Genomic DNA, 18,597 nt, shown 5'->3' with positions numbered 1-18,597 from the left:
GCTTCTCCGCCAATCCCAAGATTTTAGTTGACCTGTTGTTGATACTTGCCATTTCTCATTGTTCTCACTTAATCCGATTGCCCTATGGTTGACCAAATCGATGTTAGTAATCAGCGAATTCAGCAGACGACTCAACCTGTTTCCTCGCGCACCGGACTGCCCGATCTACAACCCGACGAATCGCGGACTCCGTTACCGAGCGATCGCTCCCCTGATCGGTTGATGCCACAGGTCGATTCTGAAATGGTTAATCCTCCCCGTTCTCGCTTAGTGCGGTGCTGGCAGAAAGTAGGGTTGGGCAATAAAGCGACACTTTTGGCGATTGCCATTGGCGTGTTGCCTGTATTCAGTGTTGGGGCGATCGCGTTTACCTTGACAGACCACTCCTTGCGCCAACAAATTAGCGCCACCCGACAGGCTAATGCAGTCAAGCTATCTGATCAGGTCAATCGCTTTATGCTAGAGCGTTATGATGATGTGCAAGTTCTGGCTCAGTTACCTTTGTTGACGATTGAAAAAGTCCGAGAGAGTACCTCTTCTGAAGAAAAGCAGTCCGTACTCAATAAATTTGTAGAAGCCTCTGAGATCTATGAAAGTGTAGCGGTACTCAACCTGAATGGGGATGCGATCGCACAGTCTAAAGGACGCAATGTTCCTAATCAGAAAACTGAAGCCTACTTCCAGGCGGTACTACAGAGCGATACGCCCTACATTGAGAGCGTTGTTGCTAACCTCAGTCGCGACCCTGTGGTTTACCTGGCGGCTCCCGTGATGGATGCTGTGAGCGGTAAGATGATTGCGATCGTTCGCACGGTGATTCCTTTAAGTCGCTTAGGAGAGGTCGTTCAGCCCTATCTAACACAGGGACGAGAGTATAATCTTGCTGACTCGACTGGCAAGATTTTTGTGTCTTCCCGTAAAGAGAATTTGGGACGAGAAGCCCCGCAAACCACCCCCTCATTAGCCTCCTTGAGAGCAGCTAAAATTGCTAGTAGCGTTGTGAGCAACAATCGATCTGGGGCTGGAGAACTCGTGAGCTATAGTCCGCCCACAACCCTAGAAGGACTTCCTCCACTCGGTTGGGAAACCTGGTTGGTTGAGGATACCACTACCGTCTTTGCTCCCTTGTATCAACTGCTGATTGCGATCGGAGTCGGCACACTCCTTACAGCAGTAGTAGTCGGCGTGATAGCGGCTCTGCTTGCAAAACGGATGATCGAACCGATGTTGGTCGCGGCTAGTCGAGTAGAAAAATTGGGACAAGGGGAATTAGACACTCGCCTGCCCGTCCAGGGACAAGACGAATTGGCAATGCTGGGGTTCAACATCAACCAGATGGCTAGTCAATTAAAACTGTTGTTAGACGAGCAGACACTAAATGCCCAACGATCGCAGCGTCTAGGAAGCGTCATCGCCAACCTTCAACAAGCTGTCAGCTTTGATGACGTGTTAAAAACGGCTGTGAGAGATCTGCGGGGGGCGCTACAAGTCGATCGCGCGATCGTTTATTTGTTTGATAGCACCTGGCAAGGCAGCATTGTTGCCGAATCCGTTGCTTTTGGCTTTAACTCGACACTCAATGCCAACATTGCTGATCCTTGCTTTGCTCAAAACTATGTCGAGAAGTATCGGCAAGGCCGGGTTCAGGCGATCAACGACATTGACACCGCCCAACTCGATCCCTGTTATCGAACTCAACTCGACCTCTTTCAGATCAAAGCCAGTATCGTTGCTCCCATTATGGTGAATGCCCAATTAATTGGTCTGCTGGTAGTGCATCAGTGCTCTGTCCCGCGATCGTGGCACAATGCTGACCTCGATTTTATGCGTCAAGCGGCTGTACAGGTCGGCTTTGTACTAGAGCAAGTAGAACTGTTTGGTCAACGCGAACAGGCCCGCCAGGCGGCAGCAGAGCGTCAGCACCAGCAGCAGGAACTACAAACTCAACTCTTGCAGCTACTAGAAGACATTGAAGGAGCTGCCCAGGGAGACCTCACCGTGCGGGCAGATGTGACAGCGGGTGACATTGGGATTGTGGCTGACTTCTTTAACGCGATCGTTGAAAGTCTCCGGCAGATTGTGACTCAGGTCAAGCAGTCTGCGGTGCAGGTCAACACTGCCCTCAACGACAATGAACAATCTATTCGCCATCTAGCCGACACATCGCTCAAGCAAGCCGAGGAGACGACTCAGACCTTAAATGCGGTGGAGCAGATGATGTCTTCTATTCAGTCAATTGCGGACAATGCTCGACGAGCTGCCGCCGTCACCCGCACTGCTTTCAACACCGCCGAAGCAGGAGGGGGAGCAATGGATTTGACAGTCCGCAACATTTTGGGTCTGCGGGAAACCATTGGCGAAACCACTAAAAAGGTGAAACGGTTGGGCGAATCGTCTCAACAAATTTCTAAAGTGGTGTCGCTGATCAACCAGATCGCGATGCAAACCAATCTACTAGCCATTAACGCTGGGATCGAGGCCGCTCGTGCAGGTGAAGATGGTCAGGGCTTTGCGGTGGTGGCCGAAGAAGTGGCTGATTTAGCGACCCGATCGGCCACTGCTACCCGCGAAATCGAACAGATTGTTGCGACGATTCAGCGAGAAACTAGCGAAGTTGTGCAAGCAATGGAACAGGGCACGACTCAGGTTGTAGAAGGGACGCGATCGGTAGAAAGCGCTAAACAAAGCTTAGAGAACATTGTCGGGGTTTCACGCGAACTTGATCAGCTAGTACAGTCGATTTCTACCGCTACTGTCTCTCAGGTGCAAACCTCCAAAACTATCACCACTTTGATGGAAAAAATTGCTCACATTTCTGGCAACACCTCTAAATTCTCCCTGGAAGTTTCTCACTCATTGCGGCAAACGGTCGAAGTTGCCCAGGCACTTCAAGCATCTGTCGGCACATTCAAAATCAGCTAACTTAACCTGAAGTCAACCCTGAATCAAAAAATCGCGTCCGACCTGACCAGCAGCTTTCAGTCGTGGGCATTGTCTACCATCTTTGCAGCGGCGATTTCTTTGAGTTCCCCTTAAAAAACTACCGTGTACAGACAAGTCGTAAATCGCTTCGTTTTAGTCGGCTTCAGCCCCCTAAATTTTGAATCCCTGAGAAATTGCTTGAACTGTGGAGATCTTTCTATTTCAAAGTCCCCCAGACTAGGGGATATAGGGAGCGAAGCATCTCAGCAATGATTGACCAATCGACTTGTGTGTACACGGTAGCCCTTCAAAAAAGGGGACATGAAATTAAAGTTGCACATCGCGCTAATTCATCAAAAAACGACCATTAAAAAACGAGCATCAAAAAACGAGCATCAAAAAACAATTGACGGTAAGTTTCCATCAAATTCACCCTACAGCCCCATTACTCCACGCCCCTAGACCCCTATGACACAGAATAAGGAACTTGAAATTCGTCACCAGTTCCTCGAGGAAGCCGAAGAATACTTGAGCGTTTTGGATAGTTCTCTATTGGGATTGTCAAATCGGCGGGTCGATCCGCAGAAAATTAATGCTGCCCTGCGAGCCGCCCACTCTATCAAAGGGGGAGCCGGAATGATGGGGTTTCAGGTGCTGAGTACTCTGGCACATCGACTCGAAGATTCATTCAAAGTTTTGAAGGTAGATACCTCTCTCGAAATTGATCCGCCCCTCGAAAATCTTTTGCTCACTGCGATCGACCGACTGCGCTGGGTAGTCGCTTACGATCGACAGCATCAAGCGATCGAACCCCAGTGGGTTGCAGCTCAGATCGATCCCGTTTTTGAGCAATTACATCAACGCCTGGGTGATCCTCAAGATGAAAATGCCGCCTCTTTACTGTCACCAGAAGAGGGGCAAGATATTATCCCACTGCTGTTTGAAACCGAGGTTGAAAGCTGTTTGCAGCGCCTGGAGACAGTGTTAGATAATCCTGCTCATCCTGACCTGGCCGAAGAATTAGACATTGTAGTGCAAGAACTTGGTGGCCTCGGCGAAATGCTGCAATTACCCGCCTTTCTGCACTTGTGTACTACGGTTGCCCAAACACTCCAGACGCACCCCACTCACCTTGTATCCATTACTCAAGCAGCTTTACAGGCTTGGCGACGATCGCAGGCTCTTATCTTAGTCGGACAATCAGAACAGTTACCCACCACGCTAGATTGGATTCCACCAGCCCCTTTGCCCATCATCGTTACAGACAAGGAAGTTGCTCCGACTGTTGAGACTTTCTTCGTTAAAGAGATGACTGTAGAGGAGACCTTTCAAGAGGAAACGATTGTATGGGAGACGACGACCGCGAATTCCAAGCCTTTCGAGATTCCTCAGACCACCCCACCTGATCTAACTAGTTCCGACGCTGAGTTTGAACCTTTTGTGTTTGCGGTCGAATCTTTTGCAGAACCCGAACCTTCCCCGATCGTCGAGCCATCCGTAGACGAGGAGCCATTCGCCGCCCACTCGCCGCAGATCACCCATTACAAAATTCTAGATACTCAGCCTGATACAACGCAGGGAGCCGACAACTCCGATAGCACGGTGCGAATTCCAGTTCGGCAACTCAATCAACTCAATGACTTGTTTGGGGAACTGACGATCGAGCGCAATGGCTTAAATCTTCACGTTAATCGGTTGCGCCATTTGAGCAAAGCGCTTCGCTCACGGATGCAAACATTAGAACAGATCAACGCCCAGATTCGCACTGCCTATGATCAGGGGCAAACCTTGAATCCAACCTTACCTCTCCTGAGTGGCTCACACAGTGGCGATTATTCGACTAGTCGGGCAAGTAGCAGCTTTAATCATGCCGTTGCTAGTTTCAAATTTGATGCCTTAGAACTCGATCGCTACAACGATCTACACACGCTATCGCAACAGGTGATGGAAACGATCGTTCAGATTCAAGAAATCACCGATGACGTGGATTTGAGCCTGGATGACACCGAACAAACAACTCGTGTCCTTAACAAAACCGCCAAACAACTACAAACAGGGCTAACCCAACTGCGAATGCGTCCCCTCGCGGATGTGGTCGATCGCTTTCCACGGGCACTCCGAGACCTCTCTTTGCAGTTTGGTAAACCCGTTGATCTAAAGGTGACTGGGGCTAATACTCTGATCGATCGCAATGTTCTAGAAGCCCTTAATGATCCGCTGATGCATCTATTGCGAAACGCCTTTGATCACGGTATCGAAGATTCAGCAACTCGTCGATCGCGAGGCAAAGGGGAGACTGGACAGATTGAAATTCATGCTGTACATCGGGGTAATCGTACCATTATTACGATCCGAGACGATGGTGAAGGCATCCCGATTCACAAAATCCGCGATCGAGCCGAGCAAATGGGACTCGATCCGACGCTACTAGATGCCGCCAGCGATGAAGAATTGCTATCACTGATTTTTGAACCTGGCTTTAGTACCAACAGTCAAGTCACAACGCTCTCCGGTCGGGGGGTCGGTATGGATGTTGTGCGGAGCAATCTCAAAGATATTCGCGGGGAAATCAACGTGAATACTCAGGCTGGTGTCGGCACGACTTTCACGCTGTCGCTACCCTTTACGCTGTCTGTTGTTCGCATTTTACTAGCCGAAAGCAATGGGATGTTGCTGGCCTTTCCAACAGACATGATTCAGGAGATGTTTTTGCTAAAACCAGAGCAGATCATTTCTAGTGTTGGCAATGAACTTCTCAACTGGCAGGGTAAGCTAGTGCAACTGGTGCGATTAAACCACTGGTTAGACTTTAACTGTCCGCACCCTCCCCACAACTTTGAAACGCCCGCTACGATCCGCTCTGCTTGCGTTTTGATTGTGCAGCAAGGAAATCAACTAGCCGGGCTACAGGTCGATCGCTGTTGGGACGAGCAAGAAGTCACGATTCGGCGAGTCGAAGGGCTTTTACCCCTGCCTACTGGCTTTAGTAGCTGCACTATTTTGGGTGATGGTCGGGTTGTGCCTTTGGTAAATATTCCCGACCTGCTCAAGTGGATCGCCAGCTACGAGCGGTTTGGGGCAGACACTCCGCTACCCGACTCGCCCAACCCCGTCCTGATATCTGAGTTGCCGCACGTCTCGTCCACCCAGACCATTTTGATTGTGGATGATTCCATTCATGTCCGCCGCTTTCTGGCTTTGATGTTAGAGCGGGCAGGCTATCAAGTCGAACAAGCCAAAGATGGACAAGAGGCTTTGGAACGATTAAACACTGTGTCGGTGACCGCCGTGATCTGTGATGTGGAAATGCCTCGACTAGATGGCTTCGGCTTTCTAGCAAAACTAAAAGCCCATTCGCAGTTTAGTCACCTTCCAGTCGCGGTGCTCACCTCTCGCAATGGCAACAAACATCGTCAACTCGCAACTCAATTGGGAGCCGTTGCTTACTTTACGAAGCCTTACAACGAACAGGATCTCCTCAATACCCTGACCCAAATAATCGCCGCCGCCCATTAGAGCGCAACTCCCGACAGCCCGATCGTCTATTTCCCCCAATTCGTATGAACAATCGCACTCGCTCCAAAATCCTCGAACAACCAGCGCCTCTGATCGTGTCCCGTCCGCAGGCTCCTATTGGTCAGCCAAAGATCCAATCACGACCACTTGCTAGTTCACCTCGTCAATCGTTCTTTAGGGACTGGTTTGCAAATCTTCCAATTAGGCGTAAACACTCGATCGCGCTAGTCACCTGTGAATTAGTCCCCATTTTGGGGTTGGGGGTTGGTTCTACCCTGGTGCTAACCAATAGTTTGCGAACCCAACTGTCTGACCAGGCAAAGTCTGAAGTCGCTGTTATCGATCTGACTTATGCTGTCAAAGTTAATCAAATGAGCTTTAGTGCGCGAGGGCAATCGGACAATATCGCGTTGATTAGTGCGGCTAAAAGCAATGTTGAGGGCGGCTTGCCGAGTGATTTGCAGGGAAAGGCCAAGAAAATTTTGCAAAGCGAAGTCAAAGCCCACAAAATGGAATACGCCACCCTTGTCGGCAAAGATCGCAAAATCATTGTGAATGCTAACAACAATCGAGCCGGACAGGTTTTTGATCCCCATAGTTTAGTGAGTGACGTGCTCAGAAATGCTCGACAAGTAAGAGCTAGTACGCTAGTTGAGCAAACAGAACTCATTCAAGAAGGCGCGCCCCTGCCCAGCACCTATGACCCGCAAACTCGCAGCGCTCTGATCCGCTATGTGGTTACTCCGATCAAAAATCCCGATACTCAGGAAGTGATCGGCGCACTGGTGTTTGGGGATGTTGTCAACAGTAAGCCGTCGATCGTCGAAGGCACCGTCAATGCTCTGGGAGGCGGCTACAGTGCTGTTTATTCACGCCAGTCCACAGGACAATTTACCCTGGCCACAGCCCTAGAGCGCAGTAGCCTCGCAGCCCCGCCTCGCCTACAAATAGAGTTGCCCGATCAATCGCTGTTGACGCAGGCCGCGGCCGCCGAAAACGGAAAGCCAGTCACCCAACGTCTGACGATCGATAACCAGCCCTATATGCTGGCTGCCATTGCGCTACCAGAACGAATCATTGAAACGCCTGATGGTTCTACTCCGGTGTTTAGTGCCACCCCCACTGCCTTCTTAGTGCGCGGTACGCCTGAAGCCAACCTCGACACCCTGCTCTGGAACAGCCTCCATCAAGAAGCACTACTAATCTTGCTGTCACTGTTTGCGATCGTCGCCTGGAGTGTGATCTTTCGGCGCACTGTGCTGAATGCCATCACCCATCTCGACCAGACTAGCCAAAACTTTGTGCAGGGCGATCGTAATGTTCGCGCCGAGGTCGGTTCTATTGACGAAGTGGGGCAGCTATCAATGACTTTTAACCAGATGGCGGATTACATTGTCAAATCAGAAGCCAACCTGGCCGTCGAAGCCCAACGCGCTCAACAGTTCAGCGATATTACGCTACAAATCCGACAGTCCTTAAAGCGAGAAGACATTCTCAGGATCACGGTGCAAAAAGTGCAGCAGGCTCTAAAAACCGATCGCGTCGTCATCTATCAGTTTCACGAAGATTGGAGCGGTACGATCGTGGCTGAATCAGTGCAACCTGGTTGGAAAGCCATTCTCAATGAAACCGTCAACGACCCCTTTCGCGTAGGGTTAATTGAGGAATACCGCAACGGACGGGTGCGAGTCATGCCTGATGTCAATGCTGAAGGGTTGTCTGACTGTCACCGCGATATTTTGAGCAGCTTTCAGATCAGAGCCAGCATGATTGCTCCCATTCTCAAAGACAACCAACTGCTTGGGTTACTGGGTGCCCATCAATGTGACGGCCCTCGACTCTGGCAACCCTCCGATGTGGCAATGTTTAAGCAACTCGCTGCTCAGATTGGCTATGCGCTTGACCAGGCAGACACCTTGTATCAGCAAGAACAAGCCCAACAACAAGCCGCCGCCCTATTTGAGGAGCAGCGTTGTCAACAAGAGATGTTGCAGCAGCAGTTAGTGGCGCTCTTAGCGAATGTCGAAGGCGTTGCGGGCGGTAATTTGACAGTGCGGGCTGATGTGACGGCGGGTGATATTGGCATTGTGGCTGACTTCTTTAATGCGATCGTCGAAAACTTGCGCCATATTGTAACCAGCGTCAAACACTCTGCGGTGCAGGTTAACAGTCTACTGGGTGCCAACGAAGGCGCAATGCAAAAACTGTCTGAAGAAGCCCTCCAGCAGGCGGAGGAGACTAGCCGGATTTTGGACTCGGTGGAAGCCATGACTCAATCTATCCAGATAGTAGCGGACAATGCTAGTCAGGCTGCTGTGGTGGCTAAGACCGCTTTTACAACGGCCGCTAGTGGGGAAGCTGCGATGGATCAGACGGTGCAAAGCATTCTTACTCTGCGGGAAACGATCGATGCAGCCGTTCTTCAAGTCAAGCAGTTAGGAGATGCCACACAGCAGATTTCTCGAATTGTCTCTCTCATTGATGAGATTGCCGTTCAGACTGATCTCCTCGCTCTGAATGCAGGACTGGAAGCTTCTCGCGCCGGAGAGCAGGGACGCGGGTTTGCCATCGTCGCTTCAGAAGTGGGACAACTGGCTGCGCGATCGGCGGCGGCTACCCGTGAAATCGAACAGATTGTAGAAACGATTCAGCGCGAAACGAATGCGGTGGTGGTTGCGATGAGTCAGGGCACCACTCAAGTGATCGAAGGGGCGGATTGGGTAAAAGCGGCAAAACAAAGTTTGGGTCAAGTGGTGCAAGTTTCTCGTCAGATTGATAACCTGGTACAAGCGATTTCTCAAGCAACGGTGTCTCAGGCGGTGACTTCTCGATCGGTTGCCTTGTTAATTAAAGACATGACTCAAATCTCAGAGCGCACGTCTAATTCGTCTCGGCAAGTATCGAGTGCTCTCCGTCAAACAGTGGTCGTCGCTCAAGAACTGCAAGCATCGGTTGAAACCTTTGAAGTAGGGGATGTGGAATGAGTCTAAAAAGATGGTTGGGAGGTCTAAAGCTAAGTACGATCGCAAGTGAGGATTTTTAGTCGGCCCTAAGTCAAGAGATCTCCCCTAGTCCCTCTTAAAAAGGCTACCCTGTACATACAAGTGGATTGATCATTCATTGCCAAGATGCTTCGCCCCCTAAATCTCCCAGTCAGGGAGACTTTGAACTAGAAAGATTTCCACGGTTCAAGCCATTTCTCAGGGATTCAAAGTCCTTCACGGGTGGGGGGTTTAGGGGGCTGAACTGAAACAAAGCGATTTACGACTTGTGTGTATACGGTAGCTTAAAAAGGGAGGGAACCGGATTCAAAGTCAGTCTTTTTGAGGCAACGTCTCTCCTTTTCAGGGCGATTTAGAGGAACCGAAGTTCGGCACTCAACAAAACAATCTCAATTTGCGATTTGCTAAATTTATGAATGTTTATGATTTACAACAACAAGTTGGTGACCAGTCCCTTATTGCTGCCCAGCTAAAGTCAGTTGAGCTAAGTGGGGCGCTGTTGCGAGGCGTTGATCTATGGGCTGCTGACCTGAGCGACGCTAATCTGTGGGGAGCCGACCTGCAACAAGTAAACCTGCGACGGGCAAACCTGCGGGGCGCTAATTTGACGGGCGCTAATCTGCGGGGAGCCGACCTGCGCGAAGTCGATCTGCGGGAAACTCAATTGCAGTCTGCTGATTTACAAGGTGCTTTGTATGATGACACCACGTTGTTTCCGAGTAACTATGAGCCGATCGCAGCTTTTAAGCTAGTTCCGGGTGCAGTCATCAGTCAGTCTGATTTAGCAGATGCCGACCTCAGTGGGGCAGACCTCACTCAGGTTGATTTCACTCAAAGCAATTTGCAGCAAGCGACTCTCTTTGGGGCTAGTCTCCAAAAAGCCATTCTCACAAGAACAACCTTAACCGCTGCTGACTTGACCGAGGCGGACTTACGCGCTGCTAACTTGAGTAGTGCTAATCTGCAAGCTGCCGATTTGAGGGGTGCCGATTTGCGGCGATCGTTGCTCAATCATGCTAACTTGATCAACACTGACCTGACGGGGGCTGATTTGCGGCAGTCCCACCTGTTTGGAGTAGACTTCACCACGGCTATCCTGAGTGAAACCCAACTAGAAGGAGCGCTCTACGACCTTGATACCCAATTTCCTGAAGGCGTTGATCCGGTTAAGTTGGGAGCGCTTTTAATTGCTCCTAGCATTGATCTCAGCGGTCAGGATTTAAGTGAAGCCAAGTTAGTCGGGGTCGATCTTAGTTACGCCAATCTCAGCGATGCTCACTTTGAAAGTGTTGATCTCTGGGGAGCTAACCTGAGTTACGCTAACCTGACGGGCACAAATCTGACTCAGGCTAACCTCTGGGGCGCTAACTTGACGGGTGCTACTTTAGAAGACGCTGAGTTAACCAATGCTAATTTGCTAGAAGCTAACTTGACAGATACCATCCTGGCTAATGAGTCGTAGAGGCAAGGAGTCCTATGACACAATGCAAGCTACTGACCGATGGGATGCAAGATTTATAGTGCTCGATCGCTGATATTACTGTTTGCCTGCTTGAGGAACTATGCGCCACAATCATCGTACTCTTTGGTTAATCCTTCCCTTGGTTTTGCTGGGTGGCTGTACGCAGGTGCGAAACTTGTGGCGCGAAAAATTAGGGCAAGCTAACCTTCAGTTTCAAGTAACGCCGGGTGATTTATCCGGTTCATACAAAGTAGTCGGTAAAGCTGATCTGCCCGACCAGACCGAGATTCGCGTTGCGGCAGTCCGATATCTCTATCCCACAACCCTGGCATCCAATAGCCTGACTCCCAAACCCACGTACTCCATTCTGGCTTATCAGACGACAGAGGTGAAAGAGGGACAGTGGCAAGCACAACTGAACCTCTGGCAAGTTGCCCCCAATGGTCAATTTCAGGAGGATTGGCAACTCCACGAAAAACTAAAACTCTCCCTCAAACCAGCTTCAGATGTTGTATTTCTGGCGACCCTGGCTCCGGGTGATAAAGCTGATCAACTCCAGCAGGTCGAAGTTAGTTTGCAGAAGAGTAAGAAGGTAATCGACACTGCCTTGATTCGGCAAACAGTCGTCGGCGATCGCTATCTCCAGTCCAATCAGGTGTTGACAGTTGCTTTGCCCACAGGCAGTACTACGCCACCGCCTATACAGGACAAAGATATTAATGGCGGTTGGGGACGACGCTATCTAATTCCACCAGAAGCTCCCAATCCAAACAACTTAGCGTTTCCTGAAAACCGCCGCACGAATGCTCATCCCGCCCCAACAGAATTTATTCGCTAGAAAATGCAATCAAATATGATCGGCTCGATCGCTAAATGAGTTCAACGCCTGATGCGACAGATGGGATTGTTTGCGTTTCCACGGAGTTGCGCTTTGCGATAACCTATCCCAAAGGGCGGCGATCGAGAGCCTATGTCGAAAATCAATCGGACTACAAGCAACGCACTCAAAATGAATTGCCCCCAGATGCTCAAAGTCTGAAGGCAACGAATCAATTTAGGAGAACATTTGATCACCTAAGCTAAAAGTTAGCTGAATGTGGAAAGCGCGATCGCTCTGCTTTCCTGGGCATCTTCACAAGTCGGTATCCAACTATAGACCCAAGTAACTGTCAGCCTGGTTGCAGGGGGGTTCAGTCCCGTTGCCGGGATTTGGGTTTGTGAAACGCTACCTTACCCGCGCACCGGGAAACCGATGCCTGTTTCAGTCCCGTTGCCGGGATTTGGGTTTGTGAAACAAGAGAGCTATTAAGCCAGACGAAATCCAGGCGATGTTTCAGTCCCGTTGCCGGGATTTGGGTTTGTGAAACGAACTTCGTCCCGCTATTAACAATCGGCATGAGAGGTTTCAGTCCCGTTGCCGGGATTTGGGTTTGTGAAACTTGTGGGAACTCCCAGTCTGTACAGTTGAGCAACCGTGTTTCAGTCCCGTTGCCGGGATTTGGGTTTGTGAAACATCCTGCATCCTCGCACATTCCCTTTTGTGCGGTTGTTTCAGTCCCGTTGCCGGGATTTGGGTTTGTGAAACGGAATTATCACGGGCGCAAGTTGGAGTATCTCTTAGTTTCAGTCCCGTTGCCGGGATTTGGGTTTGTGAAACTAATGCGTTCTGTTGGGGATGGGCGATTCCCATTCTGTTTCAGTCCCGTTACCGGGATTTGGGTTTGTGAAACCTTGTGCGTGGTCTTCTACCTCACTGAGTTTAGATGTTTCAGTCCCGTTGCCGGGATTTGGGTTTGTGAAACGCGGTGTTTAATCGCCATAGCCAATCAGTCTCCAATGTTTCAGTCCCGTTGCCGGGATTTGGGTTTGTGAAACGGCAAATGAGGGAGATCATTACCTTGGCATCGGCTTAGTTTCAGTCCCGTTGCCGGGATTTGGGTTTGTGAAACTCGTGTTGGAGGTGATACTGTCAATCACTCGCGCTTGTTTCAGTCCCGTTGCCGGGATTTGGGTTTGTGAAACTTTGACGCGAGGCCCTTGTCCGCCTGATCCAATGCGTTTCAGTCCCGTTGCCGGGATTTGGGTTTGTGAAACCTCGGTTGGGAGGTCAGGCGGCCCAGCAGGCTGTGTTTCAGTCCCGTTGCCGGGATTTGGGTTTGTGAAACCGATCGCTTGATCTCCTTTTGGAAAAGTACGCGTGGTTTCAGTCCCGTTGCCGGGATTTGGGTTTGTGAAACTTCTTGCGGGGAAAGCAAGCTCCATTCGACTTGTGCTGTTTCAGTCCCGTTGCCGGGATTTGGGTTTGTGAAACCGTCGATCGACGGGTGGAGAACCCAGCTTTGTTGTTTCAGTCCCGTTGCCGGGATTTGGGTTTGTGAAACCTCCGGCGGCCGCGGGTGCTGACAACAAACTGCAAGTTTCAGTCCCGTTGCCGGGATTTGGGTTTGTGAAACGCGCGTGGGACTTCTTGCAACTGTACGATCTCCATGTTTCAGTCCCGTTGCCGGGATTTGGGTTTGTGAAACAGGTAAGTTGATCCCCTTTGATACCCCTGTTTTTAGCCGTTTCAGTCCCGTTGCCGGGATTTGGGTTTGTGAAACGCAAACGGGAATTCTAGTATCACGTTTGGAAATAAGTTTCAGTCCCGTTGCCGGGATTTGGGTTTGTGAAACCAGTCCACGCGCAAAGGTTTCGATAGAATCTTTATGTTTCAGTCCCGTTGCCGGGATTTGGGTTTGTGAAACAAGAACCCCTGGTGATAAGCAGCGATCGCTATATCGTTTCAGTCCCGTTGCCGGGATTTGGGTTTGTGAAACCAATCGGTTCTCCTCCAAGGGTGTCAATTCAAATGAGTTTCAGTCCCGTTGCCGGGATTTGGGTTTGTGAAACTAGAAATAGTTTCAGCGTTTTTATTTTTGTTATTTTGTTTCAGTCCCGTTGCCGGGATTTGGGTTTGTGAAACAGATGACCAGGGTGTCCTGGCGCGCTGGATGATCGTTTCAGTCCCGTTGCCGGGATTTGGGTTTGTGAAACCAGCAACATCACTAGGATTTGATATCACAAGAATTGGTTTCAGTCCCGTTGCCGGGATTTGGGTTTGTGAAACGTCATTGACTCAGAAAGATCGGCTTTTGTATTCGAGTTTCAGTCCCGTTGCCGGGATTTGGGTTTGTGAAACTTGACGGTAGATTCTGAGAGCTTGCGGGAGATCAGGTGTTTCAGTCCCGTTGCCGGGATTTGGGTTTGTGAAACAAGAGCAATTTCCCTCAAACTTGCAGACCGATTACATTGTTTCAGTCCCGTTGCCGGGATTTGGGTTTGTGAAACGGCTCAATACGCTGTTAGAGCGTTTAAGCGACGGCGGTTTCAGTCCCGTTGCCGGGATTTGGGTTTGTGAAACTGTGAATCAATTTTCCTACGATGCAAACTCGAATTTGTTTCAGTCCCGTTGCCGGGATTTGGGTTTGTGAAACCCCGTCAGCTAAAACCCCCACGAGGAGGGATGTTCAAAACCGATTTTGGCAAACCTCAACTGAAATATTGGTTTCAGCCAAAATCATTTAGCGACATAATTTAGCTCCATCTCAAAACTATTGAATTGTCGAGGTTCTGGGGTTTGGCAAACCTCCCAGGGTTTTCGCCCTCGCTTTGGTTTGCCAAAAGTCACTTGCCACATCATAAACCCAACCTCCTGATCTGTCGATGTTTTTCCAACCAGCCATAACCCCAACAACCCTCATCTACCGCAACTCATAGCGATCGCACATCCCCAACACTTCCTGCTTAACCAACTCGCGCACAGACCCCGGCGAAACAACCTCACAATCTTGTCCATATCGCAGAATCTCCCGAATCAGCCAAAACGTACTCGACACTTGCCGGACAACCCGCTTTACCTGCGGCAAACTCTCATGCCACTCATTAACTTCATCGATCGCACGCTTACTTCGATAAGCAAACGCCAACCCCCGAAACAAATGTAACTCCACCGGAATCGTGGTCAACCCAGACAACAACCATTGCCCCGAAACACGACTAACCGCCGCATCGGTAATCCGATCAATCCGCAGCGATCGATTGTGCTGTAACTCTGGCAATCCTCGTGTGTCCTCCGTTTCCTCACACCAACAATCGAGATATTGCCGATCCTCGTGGGGCGCGATCGCAGCATAGCGAATCGTAAACTGCCACAACCGCTCCGCCGCATCCTGATACGACAACTGAAATGGTTGCTGCTGTCGGATATATTGCTCTACCCCCAATCGCCAAGGCTGAGTCGGCTGGGCCACAAATTGCTCTAACTGCATCCTCAAAGGAATCGTGAGTTCACCGCGCTCTAGTAAAAGCTGTGCGATCGCCAAAGCAGCCTCAATTTTTCCAGCATCGATTAAAGCAGATCGGGCTTGGTTTAGAGCATTAATCCGCTCAATCTTCCAGTCGTGATTGGGAGCAATCAGCAACTGACGACGTGCGATCGCTTCCACTAGCTTCGAGATGTTGGCACGATCGCCCCAAGTCATGCCCAATTCCAGAGCAAGACTTTCGAGTTGCGCTTTATCCCGTTCCGAAATCGACAACGTAATTGACTGACCTTTTCGACTCATAATTTGTCCGTATACTTTGTCCGTTCAGTATCTTCTCAATCCCTATGATCGCTGTTATATTCGAGTCAATCAAGTCTTTACGGACAGAAAATAAAGGCAAGTCAAGAATGTAAACTTTCCTAAACTTCCGGTAATCACTAGTTCAGCGGGTATAGATTATGACAAAGATTGAAAGACTAGAGAGCGTTTTTGCGGATGGAAATTGGCATTCGACCGAAGAACTGGTGCAAAGCGTGGGACATCGATTTTCTGCAACAATTCACGTCGCAATTCATCAGCATCACTATCAGATCGAAAAGCGACGAGTTGGGCAAAGCAACCAATTCGAGTATCGATCGTTAGTTGCAGCAAAAAGAAAGTAAGGATAATTGCGATGCGCTTGTTAAACCGTCCGCCTAAAACTCTCGAAGAACGCTACTTCAGTGAAATTCGCCCATTGCTCTACGAACGGCATGGAACCCATCATCAATGGGGAACAAGAGAGAAGCATACTTTAGCAGAACATCTTGATTCTGCTTGCCAGTTTGTTTTAACGGTTAGTCGAATGGCAGAGATACCAGACGACAAACGATCTGTGATTCTTGCAGCCACCGCTGTACACGATCTGAACAAGCTAGATGAATCTGGGCGTAATGTGAAGACATTAGCCAGGAACAAGGACTTTCTGCAAGAACAACTGGAAAAAGCTGGAGTCAGCAGTTTTGTGTCGGGAGATGCTGAACTTGAACTAGCTAGACGCTTAATCGAGCGGCATTCAGGACATAACGCCAGTGATGGAGCATTGTTCTTGCCCGAAGATCCTCAGATCAAACGTTGGGCAGCAATCTTAATTGCAGCAGACTTGTTTGATTTAGGTTTACCAGCCGATGACTTGACAAAAAAGCTACAAAAAGAGTTGACCGTAGCGTTAAACCGTCCTAGCAAGCTGTATAGGGTTCGAGTCTCTGAAGATCGGGGCTATATGACGGCTTTGTTGCTATCAGCTTGTGAAGAGATTTTGATCGAGTACAAGCTGACTCCGCTGGCAATTTTTCCAGATGGTGAGTTGTTTGAAGGTGGAGATTTTCCAGACATCGACCTTGTTCCTAAAATTGCTTACCGTTGGCAGTGCAAAATCGATGCGGTCTTTGGTAATAACATTGATCAGCTTGTAAAGCCTGGAAATAACGGAATTCGGATTATGCCTCAAGCGGTTCAGCAAAACTTACAGGAAGTCGTCAAAGTTGTTCTCTATCATTTGGAACGAAAAAAGGCTGGATACAAGGCAGAGAGAGTGCAAGGAGAAGTCAGCAAACATCTTACAAAAGTTGATCAAACTGCTCTAGCTGCTGCGAATGAAGTGGGATTGTTGCCTGTTAGCAATGCTGAAGAGTTTGCGTTGTCAGAAGGACTCAAAGCTGCTTTTGTCAGCTATCGAAAGGTTAAACCTGAAATTTCTGTTGACCAAGTATGGGATAAGATCGCTGCTCATGTTGGTCTATCAGAACAGCAACGTCAGGCTTTGCAACCGTTTGACGAGCAATATGGGCGATCGCTTCTAGCAGCGAAAGCAATCACAAAGGGAATTGAAGGCATCCAGGCGGCTCTGGTAGAATCTCTGGAAATGAGGAAAGGATCAACCAGTGGTGAATCTGAAGAAGTAGAAGTTTCAGAAGAGCTAATTGCCCTTGTTGCTAGGACTCTAAATCTGCCGAATGCTGCTCATTTACCAGGGTTTAGCGAGTTAGAAGCTTACACAAACGCGAATTCTAGAAAACGCTGTTCTCTCGGCTCTACAGTGAATGAAACTGATGAATTGCCTTCGACTGCTATGCCCTCTGGAACTAAAGTCCAAGTATTTTCCAATCGGCTTCCTGGGGGTTTAATTGCTGAACCCAAGCGACAAGCAGAACCAACAACACTCTTGGCATACCAGCTTTTAAGCACAGGGGCTAACTTTCCTGCAAAACAAAAAGAACCACCCTACTACTTGCACTTAGCATTACCAGAAGGTTCTTGCCCAGAACTACTAAGGATCTGGCGAGAATGCCTCTTAAGTCTTGCTGCAATCAATGCAGAAGGAGCGGTATCAGTCCATCCCATCAAGCTTTACAAAGACAACATTGTTGAATTTCAGACTGGTAGAGGTGAAGGCTTTGCGTTTCCGAACCGCCCAGAATTTGTCCACAACGTGGTTCTCTTGCCAATGGTTTGGGGGAAAGCAAATACTTCGGTGGCATTATTGAAGTCATTGCGATTAGCCTTGGAGCTTTCACTATCACTTGATTTTGGTTTTCCGTTTGTGTTGAGTTCAAGTTTGCAGATTGAGCCATCGGCGGAATTCTACGGGCGGGTAGAAGGTATTCCAACTGCCTTTTCTAAACTGCTGGGATCTGGACGGTACAGCCGAGAAACAGCAGAGACTGTGCGCGATCGCCTCCGTTGGATGGGGAATCTTGTGCAAGCTGTTGCCAGTATTTCCAAATTTGATGACTGTCTTTATGACCTAGTTCGTGCTGCTACACAACCTTTCAGTCTCTACCATGTCTTGTTGCGCTGGATTTTACGTGAACAAACTGAACCTAATCTGGAAGCTAATTGGCTAAAGATTCGGGTTCCACTCAATCACCTTCTGGAGAGCCTTATGCCAAACGAAAATACAAAGCTAACTTTATATCTTAAGGAGGCTGCTCAACTTGCAGCAGAGGTAAATTTGAAAGGTAGTTCTTTTAATCGGACTTCTATCACCAAGCCTTTCACAGATTTCCTCAAAGACGTTCGTTCTTGCAAAGGTTACGTAGATTTGGACTTTCTGTTTGCTGCGCTATCTCAAAAATTCCATAACCATCTTGACCGGATTTGGGATTACAAAGTTGGAGAGACTAAACTCAACCAAATCACCCAGTACTACAACATCTTACGGAAACTGTATGAGGAAGTTTACAATGCTCGTCCCGAAAAACTATTGAACGATCGAGAGAATTTGACCGCAGCATACCTGTTTTTCTGGCAGGAAGCTTACCAGGTTGTTAAAGCAAAGAGAGAAGCCGAAGCAGCCGAAAAGAAGGCAAAAGCTCATGAAACTTCAGAGTCCGCCCAAACCGCTATATAG

General features: G+C 49.2%; 9 protein-coding genes and 1 CRISPR repeat array. Of the genes, 8 read left to right on the top strand and 1 reads right to left on the bottom strand.

The features are described from left to right. The first annotated feature begins 84 nt into the window (after positions 1 to 84). The 6 genes from ACJ2PR_RS09880 (at position 85) to ACJ2PR_RS09855 (ending at position 11,985) form a co-directional block, all read left to right on the top strand. Positions 85 to 2,922, top strand: coding sequence for a methyl-accepting chemotaxis protein (locus ACJ2PR_RS09880; protein ID WP_446876888.1), 2,838 nt, complete (start codon positions 85 to 87; stop codon positions 2,920 to 2,922). A gap of 468 nt (positions 2,923 to 3,390) precedes the next feature. Next, a complete protein-coding gene (locus ACJ2PR_RS09875; protein WP_446876887.1) occupies positions 3,391 to 6,438 on the top strand; it encodes a hybrid sensor histidine kinase/response regulator in 3,048 nt (1,015 codons plus the stop codon). A gap of 44 nt (positions 6,439 to 6,482) precedes the next feature. Further along, the gene (locus ACJ2PR_RS09870) at positions 6,483 to 9,422 is read left to right on the top strand and encodes a methyl-accepting chemotaxis protein (RefSeq protein WP_446876886.1); all 2,940 of its coding nucleotides are present in this window, start codon (positions 6,483 to 6,485) and stop codon (positions 9,420 to 9,422) included. Positions 9,423 to 9,852: 430 nt separating this feature from the next. Further along, the gene (locus ACJ2PR_RS09865) at positions 9,853 to 10,902 is read left to right on the top strand and encodes a pentapeptide repeat-containing protein (RefSeq protein ID WP_446876885.1); all 1,050 of its coding nucleotides are present in this window, start codon (positions 9,853 to 9,855) and stop codon (positions 10,900 to 10,902) included. Between the two features lie 100 nt (positions 10,903 to 11,002). Next, complete coding sequence (locus tag ACJ2PR_RS09860) at positions 11,003 to 11,740, top strand: hypothetical protein (protein WP_446876884.1); 738 nt, start codon at positions 11,003 to 11,005, stop codon at positions 11,738 to 11,740. A gap of 35 nt (positions 11,741 to 11,775) precedes the next feature. Beyond that, positions 11,776 to 11,985, top strand: a complete 210-nt coding sequence (locus ACJ2PR_RS09855) for a hypothetical protein (protein WP_446876883.1) — start codon at positions 11,776 to 11,778, stop codon at positions 11,983 to 11,985. A gap of 104 nt (positions 11,986 to 12,089) precedes the next feature. Then, positions 12,090 to 14,375: direct repeats of the CRISPR family, unit length 37 nt; unit sequence GTTTCAGTCCCGTTGCCGGGATTTGGGTTTGTGAAAC. Between the two features lie 267 nt (positions 14,376 to 14,642). Here the strand turns inward: ACJ2PR_RS09855 and ACJ2PR_RS09850 are convergent. Continuing rightward, positions 14,643 to 15,506 carry a helix-turn-helix transcriptional regulator gene (locus ACJ2PR_RS09850; protein WP_446876882.1) on the bottom strand — a complete coding sequence of 288 codons (864 nt, stop codon included), beginning with the start codon at positions 15,504 to 15,506 and terminating at the stop codon, positions 14,643 to 14,645. 158 nt (positions 15,507 to 15,664) lie between these two features. Between ACJ2PR_RS09850 and ACJ2PR_RS09845 the strand changes: the two genes are divergently transcribed. Continuing rightward, positions 15,665 to 15,868 (top strand): hypothetical protein, encoded by a 204-nt coding sequence (locus ACJ2PR_RS09845; RefSeq protein ID WP_446876880.1) that lies wholly within the window; start codon positions 15,665 to 15,667, stop codon positions 15,866 to 15,868. Positions 15,869 to 15,879: 11 nt separating this feature from the next. Continuing rightward, positions 15,880 to 18,597 carry a hypothetical protein gene (locus ACJ2PR_RS09840; protein ID WP_446876879.1) on the top strand — a complete coding sequence of 906 codons (2,718 nt, stop codon included), beginning with the start codon at positions 15,880 to 15,882 and terminating at the stop codon, positions 18,595 to 18,597.

It is taken from the genome of Phormidesmis sp. 146-33 (assembly GCF_052939515.1).
Note: the sequence above shows the minus strand (reverse complement) of the source record. Positions and strands in the feature narration are given on the sequence as shown.